This is a genomic window from Microbacterium sp. UBA3394 (genome assembly GCF_002358725.1).
Lineage (GTDB): Bacteria > Actinomycetota > Actinomycetes > Actinomycetales > Microbacteriaceae > Microbacterium > Microbacterium luteum.
Genome location: NZ_DEPK01000031.1, coordinates 8176 through 17275, shown reverse-complemented (window position 1 = coordinate 17275; position 9100 = coordinate 8176). Strand labels below are relative to the sequence as shown.

At 72.0% G+C, this 9100-nt stretch carries 9 protein-coding genes; 2 read left to right on the top strand and 7 right to left on the bottom strand.

Annotation, left to right across the window (positions count from 1 at the left end; all coding sequences use genetic code 11):
- From B4E30_RS01625 to B4E30_RS01595, 7 genes are all read right to left on the bottom strand, one after another.
- Window positions 1–1669 (bottom strand): hypothetical protein (locus B4E30_RS01625; RefSeq protein ID WP_286793225.1); only part of this gene is annotated, 1669 nt, incomplete at its 3' end.
- 11 nt (window positions 1670–1680) lie between these two features.
- Window positions 1681–2436 carry an SDR family NAD(P)-dependent oxidoreductase gene (locus B4E30_RS01620; protein WP_286793224.1) on the bottom strand — a complete coding sequence of 252 codons (756 nt, stop codon included), beginning with the start codon at window positions 2434–2436 and terminating at the stop codon, window positions 1681–1683.
- A gap of 23 nt (window positions 2437–2459) precedes the next feature.
- A complete protein-coding gene (locus B4E30_RS01615; protein WP_286793223.1) occupies window positions 2460–3332 on the bottom strand; it encodes a phosphogluconate dehydrogenase C-terminal domain-containing protein in 873 nt (290 codons plus the stop codon).
- Window positions 3329–4123 carry a sugar phosphate isomerase/epimerase family protein gene (locus B4E30_RS01610; RefSeq protein WP_286793222.1) on the bottom strand — a complete coding sequence of 265 codons (795 nt, stop codon included), beginning with the start codon at window positions 4121–4123 and terminating at the stop codon, window positions 3329–3331. Before B4E30_RS01610 ends, B4E30_RS01615 begins: the two co-directional genes overlap by 4 nt.
- Window positions 4120–4893 (bottom strand): triose-phosphate isomerase family protein, encoded by a 774-nt coding sequence (locus B4E30_RS01605; protein ID WP_286793221.1) that lies wholly within the window; start codon window positions 4891–4893, stop codon window positions 4120–4122. Before B4E30_RS01605 ends, B4E30_RS01610 begins: the two co-directional genes overlap by 4 nt.
- Window positions 4893–5369 carry a ribose-5-phosphate isomerase gene (locus B4E30_RS01600; protein WP_286793220.1) on the bottom strand — a complete coding sequence of 159 codons (477 nt, stop codon included), beginning with the start codon at window positions 5367–5369 and terminating at the stop codon, window positions 4893–4895. Before B4E30_RS01600 ends, B4E30_RS01605 begins: the two co-directional genes overlap by 1 nt.
- A 1-nt stretch (window position 5370) precedes the next feature.
- Entirely contained in the window at window positions 5371–7104 is a 1734-nt protein-coding gene (locus B4E30_RS01595; protein WP_286793219.1) for a dihydroxyacetone kinase family protein, read from the bottom strand.
- 129 nt (window positions 7105–7233) lie between these two features.
- Between B4E30_RS01595 and B4E30_RS01590 the strand changes: the two genes are divergently transcribed.
- Window positions 7234–7962 carry a FadR/GntR family transcriptional regulator gene (locus tag B4E30_RS01590; protein WP_286793218.1) on the top strand — a complete coding sequence of 243 codons (729 nt, stop codon included), beginning with the start codon at window positions 7234–7236 and terminating at the stop codon, window positions 7960–7962.
- A 98-nt stretch (window positions 7963–8060) separates the two neighbouring features.
- Window positions 8061–9100 (top strand): MFS transporter (locus B4E30_RS01585; RefSeq protein WP_286793217.1); only part of this gene is annotated, 1040 nt, incomplete at its 3' end.

Sequence of the window (9100 nt, the reverse complement as noted above, 5' to 3'; positions counted from 1 at the left end):
CGGGCGCGGCGGCCACGCGAACGTTGCGATCCTTCGCGTCGAGGTTGGCGATAAGGGCTTCGCCGCCGTCGAGGTCGACGATCGCCCACACGAGCCCGTCGGGCGTGCTTCCGGTGACGATCCGGCGGCCTTGGAGCGCCGCCAGAGCCTCGATCGCGTCGGTCACCGGGCGGCGGGATCCGTCTGCTGTGAACACCCCGCGCGGACCCCACTCCTCGAAGCAGGCGAGGGTCGCCACGCCGGGCACGGCCAGAGCCGCGGCGCTCGCGAGGGTCCACGCGGCGAGCTCCGGTGCATCCTGTCGCGGGTCGGCGGCATCCAGCAGCGCCGGTCCGTAGCCGTCGCGCAGATCGTCGTGGGCCGACATCGGCGGAGGAGTCGTCGCGACGTCGTTCACGTGAGGTCGCAGCGAGATCGGCCCGATGTGCACGGCGGCGCCGCCGGCGATCTCGACGGCCTGCTCGGCGACGAGCCGCTGCATGGCGACCGCTTCGGTCAGCTGCGCCGTGCTGAGGCTGTGGAACAGGGGAGTGGTGCTGAAGACGACGCCGTCGAGTCCCTCGGGAAGACGGTGACTCTCGCGGTTGAGCTCGGTGAAGTGCGACCGCACGCCGCCGGTGACGAATGCGGTGATGCCGGCGTCACGCAGCGCGGCCCAGACGAGCCCGATCGCCGTCGTGTCGGAGACCAGGCGGGCCTCGCCGGTGAGCCAGAACGCCGTCACGCGGGCGAGGTCGAGGCCGGCGAGCTCGGCCGCGGCGGGCTCGATGAGCAGGGGGTCGGCATCCGAGAGGATGAACCGCACGTCGAGCGGCCGGCCCGACGCCGCCGCACGATCGAGCGCCGCCCGCCACGTCGGCGAGGCGAGGTCCAGCTCGACGAGCGTCGCGGCCCACGGGATCGCCGGCAGCTGCGGAGCCGGATCCGGTGCCGTCGACGCCGACACGGCCAGGAGCGGCATCGTGACCGGATCGCCCAGCATTACGACGTCGCCGTCGGGGCCTGCGGATTCCCCGGGGCCCGAGGTGACCGAGACGGTGACGGCCTGCGAGACGGCCTCCCCCTCGGCGAGCCGGTACGGAAAGGGCAGTGAGAGCGGTCGGCTGTAGGTCTTGTACGAGGCGTCGGTCCAGTTGCGCTGGTCCTCCATCTCGAAGACGTCGCCGTGGAACCGCAACGCCACGTCGCCGCCGCGACCCTCCCACGACAGTCCCTCGATGTCGAAGGCCGGCTGGTGCGGGCTGATCCTCACCGGGAAGGCACTCTCCTCGGACGAGCCGTCGGTGTGGTCGATCCGCATCGCGGCGCCGGCGAGCGTGGCCGGGTGCAGCACGACGAGGCCGGTGCGGTTGGTCTCGAAGCCGGCGGCCGCGCGCAGGTCGAGGGCGACGGTCACCGTGTCGCCGGCGGCATCCACTCGCACTTCTCCGGACAGGTCGGCGCCGAGCTCGCGGGTGTGAACCCGGATCGTGAGCCCGCCCTCGCGCTCGATCACCTCGTCGACGGTGAGCGCCGCCGTGTCCCAGTCGCGATCGCGCACCACGGCGCGCACCGAGCGCAGCACGACGGCACCGTCGACGGCGAGGTCGGCGATCTCGTCGCCGCGCAGCTCGGCGCTCCAGCGCCCGCTCGTCCACGTGCGCGAGGTCTCGGCCCACAGCGCGCTCACCGAAGATGCCATTAGAGCGAGGTCATGCCGCCGTCGACCTGGAAGGTCGCGCCGGTGGCGAACGCGCTGTCGTCGCTGGCGAGGTAGACCATGATCCCCGCGACGTCGTCCGGGGTGCCGGCGCGTCCGATGGGGATGCGCGAGACGATCGCCGCGCGGGATTCCGGGTCCTCGCTGATGGCGGCGACGAGCGGTGTCTCGGTGTAGGCGGGCTGCACCGTGTTCACGCGGATGCCGCGATCGGCATACGCCGCCGCGACGGTGCGGCCGAGGCCGTGCATCCCGGCCTTCGACGCGCTGTACGCGGTGAAGTCCTTGCCCTCGCCGTTGATCGCGGTGGGGCTTCCGGTGAGGATGATCGACCCGCCGCCGTGGGCGAGCATCGAGCGCACCGCGTGCTTGACCGTGAGGAAGGTGCCGGTGAGGTTGATGTCGACCGTGCGACGCCAGACCTCGAGGTCGAGGTCGGCGATGGGCGCGTCCTGCCCGAACAGCTGCACGCCGGCGTTGGCGACGACCACATCCGGTGCCCAGCCGTCGGCTTCCACCGCGGCGAACGCGGATGCGACGGCGGCCTCGTCGGAGATGTCCATCGTGACGGCGCGGGCGCGGTCGCCGATCTCCGCGGCCGCGGCTGCGGCGCCGTCGCCGTTGCGGTCGGCGACGATGACCCGCGCCCCCTCGCGGGCGAATCGCTGCGCGACTGCCAGTCCGATGCCGAGCGCGCCTCCGGTGATCAGCGCGGTCTTTCCCTCGAGTCGAGTCACGGTGCTCCTCAGTATGTCGGCGGTCAGCGCTGGATGCTGTCGAGGTGCAGCATGCGCGCGAGGTTCTTGTCGAGCTCGTCGTCGCGGAAGATCTTCTTCCAGTCGTCCTTGATGATCGACTCGCGGCCGTAGTCCATCGCGATCAGGCACGCGTCGCTGAACGGGTTGTCGCCGCGCAGGCCGTTGGCCAGAGCGACCTGGGTGTGCCCGTAGAGGATGCTCCGTGCGGCGGCCTCCGGCACGCCCATGGTGTGGATCGCCTCGTCGAGCGCCTCGTTCAGCAGCGACCCGATCATGCAGGCGACGGTCTCGACGAGGGTCGGCTCGAGCTGGGCGAGCTGCTTGACGGTGACGAAGTGCACGTCGATGACGGGGGCGTAGATCGCGCGAACGGTGGCCTCGACGATCTCCCTGTGCGCGGGGTCGTCGCTCTCGACGGCGGCGATCGCGTCCTGCGGGGCGGCGATGCCGCCGAAGGTGTCGGCCCACTCCTCCTTGGTCGTGCGCTCCAGGAACACCGACGGGTGACAGGGGTGCGCGACGGCCTGGGCGACGTCGTCGCGCGTGGTGAGCAGCCCCGCGTACGCGGCGGCGGGGTCGAGCGTCAGCACGATCGCCCCGGCCTTCATCTGCGGCACGAGGTCGGCGGTGACGGGCCCGAGGGCGAGGTCGGGCACGGCGAGCACGACGATGTCGGCGTCGGCGACGGCGGTCGCGGCATCCGACAGCTCGCGGCCCGCGTCGAGGGTGCGCTGCTGCCCGGCGGGCGAGGTCTCGACGTACCAGACGGTGTGGTCGGTGCGGACGAGGTTGTTGGACACGCGCATGCCCATCTTGCCGCCCGCGCCGATGACGGCGATCTTGTACGTGGTCGTGCTCTCGGCGGTGGTGCTCATGACGTGCTCCTCAGGTAGTCGACGGTGGCGCGGGTCCATTCCCGCTCGGTTCGGATGGTGGTCTCGGCGTCGCCCTGCCAGGAGAGCCAGTGCTCGACGATCTCGTTGACGCCTCGCGCACGCGGGCCGACGGTCTCCAGCAGGTGCGCATAGTCGTGCAGGCCCTCGCCCATGCGGGCCCCGCCGTAGGTGAATCCGACCCAGCCGGCCTGGCGTGCGAAGGCGAAGTCCTTCACGTGCACGTTCTTCACCCACGGCGCCGTCGCCTCGACGCAGGCGCGGGGGGATTCCAGCCGCGCGACGACGTTCGCCGGATCGAGGCAGATCCCGAGGCGGTCGCTGTCGACGCGCTCGATGAGGCCGATGAGATCGGCGGTCGGGAGCTGCTCGTACGTCTCGAGCGCGAGGGTCACCCCCGCGGCTTCGTAGTCCGGCAACGCGGCCCGCAGCGAGCTCTCCGCCTCGGCGAGGGTCGGGCGCGTCGTGGGTCCGTTGACCATGCTCCGCACCAGCCGGGCGTCGAAGACGCCGGCGAGCTCGAGGAAGCGCGAGAGGCGATCGGGTCCGATGCCCTTGGTGCCCAGTTCGATCGCGACGCCGAGGTCTCGTGCGGCGGATGCCGCGTCGGCGACCTCCCGCGCGGTCATCGACTCCAGCGGGGCGTAGTCGCAGATCTGGAACAGCTCGACGCCCATCTCGCGGGTCGCTTGGAGAGCGTCGACGAGCGACAGCGGAGCGGGCACCCGATCGGAGTGCTGCCAGAAGAAGGCGTAGGTGCCCAGGCCGATCACGACGCGTTCCGGGCATCGGCGAGGGCGGCGGCTTCGTCGATCACGGCGAGCAGGTTGTCCGGATCGTGGGCGAAGCGGCCGAGGAAGAGGCCGTCCGCTGCGCCGTCGAGGCGGGCGAGGAGGCCGGGGCCCGCGGACCCGCCGTAGATGACGACGCTCCCGGCGCGGCCCGCGTCGGCGTCGATCGCGCCGCGCAGGGCACGCGTGACGGCCGCGATGTGGTCGTCGGGTGCGGGCTCGGTGGCGCCGATCGCCCAGACCGGCTCGTAGGCGACGACGACCGGTCCGGCCGGAACGCCCTCGAGGTCCGCGGCGAGCTGATCGAGATTGGCGGATGCTGCGTCGGCGCCGCTCATGCGGGCATCCTCGCCGATGCAGAGCACGGGGGTGATGCCGTGCTCGAGCGACGCGGCGGCTTTGCTCGTCGTGACCTCGTCGGTCTCGCCGAAGAGCCGCCGGCGCTCGGCGTGGCCGATCTCCGCGACCTGAACCCCGACCTCGGCAAGTTCGGCGGCGGTGATCTCACCCGTGAACGCGCCGGGAGGGTGGGCGGAGACATCCTGCGCCCCGACGAGCACCGGGGTCGCCGCGAACGCTTCGATCGCGGCCGGGATCTGCAGGTAGGTGGGGATGACGAAGAATCGCACCCGACCGTCGGCGATCGCCGCGTGGGCCTGCAGCCGCGGCGCGACCTCGGCGAACCAGGCGCGCGCGCGGGCGTTGCCGAAGTACGTCTTCAGGCTCACACCGACGGTGACGGGTGCGGTCATCAGCAGGATCCGGTCTGCTCGTACGCGCCGATGACGGCGACCTTCTCGGCGGAGGCCGAGCTCGGGTCGAAGCGGTAGGTGAGCCACTCGCGCACGAGACGGCGGGCGAGCTCGATGCCAACCACGCGCTGACCCATCGTGAGCACCTGCGCATCGTTGGAAAGCACGCCGCGCTCGACGGAGAACGAGTCGTGGGCGGTGACGGCGCGGATGCCGGCGACCTTGTTGGCGGCGATCGCGACGCCGAGGCCGGTGCCGCAGATCAGCAGGGCCCGGTCCGCCTCGCCGCGCGAGACACGCTCCGCGGCTTCGATCGCGACCTTGGGGTAGGGGGTGTGGCCGTCGGCGTCGACGCCGACATCCACCACCGACGCGACACCGGGGTTCTGTTCGAGGTCCTTCTTGAGAATCTCCTTGTAGTCGTAGCCGGCGTCGTCGCAGCCGATGATCAGGCGCAGCGGTGTGGTGTCGGACATGTCAGTTCTCCTCGGGGGTCGGATCGGCGAGCATCGCGCCCACCGCAGTGACGATCAGGGCGAGCGAGTGCGCACCCGGGTCGGGGGTTCCCACGCTGTGCTCGCCGTGCGTGCGCGCACGGCCCATGCGGGGGAGGAGGTCGGCCGTTGCAGCGGCGGCCTCGGTCGACGCCTTCGCGGCAGCCGTCCACGCGGCGGCGAGGTCGCGGGAGGCGACCTGTGCGGTGAGCGTCTCGGCGAAGGGAACGAGGGCATCGACGAGGGTCTTGTCGCCGACCTCGGCCTTGCCGTAGGCCATCACGCCGCGAGCGGCCGCATCCACACCGCGCGCGACGGCGGTCGGCTCGGGTGCGCCGGCGTCGCCGAGTTCGGCGGCGATCGACGACAGGATCACGCCCCACAGCGCGCCCGAGGTGCCGCCGGCCCGATCGGACCACGCGTCGGCGGCGCGCTCGAGCGTCGTGCGGGCCCCGGCGCCGGCGGTGACGGCGTTCGTGGCGGCGGCGAGGGCGGCGTGCGAGCCGCGCCGCATGCCGATGCCGTGGTCGCCGTCGCCGGCGACGGAGTCCATCCGGCCGAGTTCGTCGACGTGGGTGTCGATCGTGTCGACGAGGGTCCGAAGCGCCGTGTGGACGATCCGGGCGACCCGCCGCGAGGCGTCGTCGGCGTCGGGGATGGCGTCGATGTCGCCGTCGGCGACCGCAGCCGCGTCGGCCAGGGTGACCGGACCTACCGAGCCGCGCCGATAGGCGGGGGTGTCGACCGGCGTCTCCCAGAGTCCGGCGAGCTCGTCGTCGAGCCAGAAGAGGGTGAGCGACGTGCCGGCCATGTCGAACGACGTGCAGTACTCGCCCACGTGCGGGTCGACGACCTCGACCCCCGCGTCTTCGAGCAGCCGGGCGATGCGCCGGTACACGACGAACATCTCCTCGTACTTCAGCGATCCGAGCCCGTTGAGGATCGGGACCACGCGGGCTCCCGGCACCGTCACGCCGTCGGGGATCTCGCCGAGCAGGCGAGAGACGAGAAGGTCGGCGAGCTCGTCGGCGGTGGGGATCGCCGTCTCGTCCACCCCGGGTTCGCCGTGGATGCCGAGGCCGATCGCCATGCGTCCCTCGGGCACGGTGAACAGAGGTGCCTCGGCACCGGGGAGGGTGCACCCGCTGAAGGCGACGCCGAACGAGCGGGTGCGGGCGTTGGCGTGGGCGGCGATGCGTGCGACCTCGCCGAGATCGGCGCCGGCCTCCGCCGCAGCGGCCGCGCTCCGGAAGACGGTGAGGTCCCCGGCGATCCCGCGACGCTTGTGCGCCTCGGCCGCCGGGGCGCTGGCGACGTCGTCGGTCACCGTGACGGTCTCGCAGCGGATGCCCTCGGCGCGCAGGCGCTCCTGGGCCGCGTCGAAGTTGAGCACGTCGCCGGCGTAGTTGCCGTAGCTGAAGAAGACGCCGCCCCCGGCATCCGCTGCCTTCGCCACCGCGTACACCTGCTGCGTCGACGGCGAGGCGAAGAGGTTGCCCATCGCCGCGCCGTGCGCGAGACCCGGACCGACCAGCCCGCCGAACGCGGGGTAGTGCCCCGAGCCGCCGCCGACGACGACGGCCACCTGGCCCGAAGGTACGACGGTGCTGCGCACGACCCCGCCGGTCACGCGGCGCACCGAGCGGCCGTTGGCGGCGACGAAGCCGTCGATCATCTCGTCGGCGAAGTCGGCCGGGTCGTTCCACAGTCGCGTCATTGCGGCTCCTCACAGCGATGATCGGTGCGCGGGTGCGCGCTTCCCATTCTCCACAACCGGTTGACCAATTGCAAACAACTGGTGGACCGGTCGTCGCCCGCGATGATCCGACCGGATAGGTTGATCACCATGCCCGCCTACTCCGACGACCGCTCGGCCGCGATCGCATCGGCGCTCGCCGCCGTGCCCGCCGGCTCGCCGGTGTCGGAGGTCGCGCGCCGCCTGCTCGACCTGTTCACGAGCGGATCCATCGCGGCAGGCACACGGCTCCCGCCGGAGCGGCACCTCGCGGCGACTCTCGAGGTCGGCCGCTCCGCGGTGCGCGAGGCGCTCGCGGCGCTCGAGATCCTCGGCATCGTCGACGTGCGTCCCGGTTCGGGCACCTACCTGCGCGGAACGGCCAGCGAGCTGCTGCCGCAGACGCTGCGGTGGGGGCTGCTGATCGGCGAACGCAACACCGCCGAGCTGCTCGAGCTGCGCTCGGGACTGGAGATCTTCGTCGCGCGCCTGGCGGCCGGGCGGGTCGACGGGAGCTCCCTGGCCGGCATGCGCGCAACGGTCGATCGGATGCGAGCGTCGGTCGACGATCTTCGGGCCTTCGCCGCGGCGGACCGCGATTTCCACCTCGCCCTCGCCGCCGCGGCCGGGAACGGCGTGCTGGTCGATCAGCTCGACGTCGTGCGCTCCCTCCTGCGGGTCTACGCCGACCGGGCGGTCCACAACGCCGACGCCGCCCAGGTCGCCGTGCAGGAGCACGCCACGATCCTCGCGGCTCTCGAGCGCGCCGACGCCGACGCCGCCGCGTCGGCCATGGCGCTGCACATGGCGACGGCCTCCGCGCGCCTCGCAGACGCCTGAATCGACGCCGTCCGGCGGAGTCTGCCGCGCCGGGTGTTCACACGGCATTCAGGTGTCGTATCCCTCGCCGGCCATGTCCCGCCGGAAAGATGCCGGGCATGCGCGAGCACACCGCCCTGAGGTTCCTCGACGGACTGAGGTTCGGGCCGATGCACCGCCGCGTGTGGTGGCTGTCGGCGATGGGCATCATGCTCGACGGCTTCGATTTCTTCATCATCGGCGTCGCCGTGCCGCTTATCGTCGCGCAGTGGAGCATCACGCCCTTCGAGACGGGGCTGCTCACGAGTGCCGCCGTGCTCGGGGCGATCGTGGGGGCAGCCGTCATGGGGCCGCTGTCGGATCGGATCGGCCGCAAGATCGCGTTCCGGATCGATCTGGGCATGTTCGTCGTGTTCTCGCTGGCCTCGGCCTTCGCCCCCGACATCTGGTGGCTCATCGCCTTCCGCTTCCTTCTCGGCGTCGGAATCGGCGCCGACTACCCGATCGCCGCCAGCTACGTGTCCGAGATCTCTCCCCGCCGGCTGCGGCCACGGCTGCTCATCGGCGCCTTCAGCTTCCAGGCGGTCGGTCAGCTCCTGGGTGCCCTCGTGGGGTTGGTCGTGCTGCTGCTCGACCCGCACCCGGAGGCGTGGCGGTGGATGCTCGCCGCCGGCGTCGTTCCGGCCACCGCGATCGTTATCCTGCGGCGCGGGGTGCCGGAGAGCCCCATGTGGCTGGCGTCGCAGGCGAAGTATCTCGAAGCCGCCGCCGCGCTGTCCCGGTTCGCGGGGCGGACGGTCACGGTCAGCGAGATCCACGACAGGTCCCCGTCGGAGGGCCACGCGGTGCTCGTCGCCGCGACCCGCACCGTGCCGTCCGCTCGCCGTGGCGCCATCTTCTCCGCTCGGCATCGAGCCGCCACCGTGCTGACGAGCGCGCCCTGGTTCCTCATGGACATCGCGACCTACGGCGTCGGCGTGTTCACGCCGACCATCCTCGCCGCACTCGCGCTCGGATCCGCCGCGAACACTCCGTACATCGCCGACGACATCGTCTCGACCGAGGGGGCCGCGGTGCTCGACATCTTCCTCGTCGTCGGCTTCGCGGCGGCGATCCTCCTCGTGCGCCGACTCGGTCTGGTCGCCATGCAGTCCGTGGG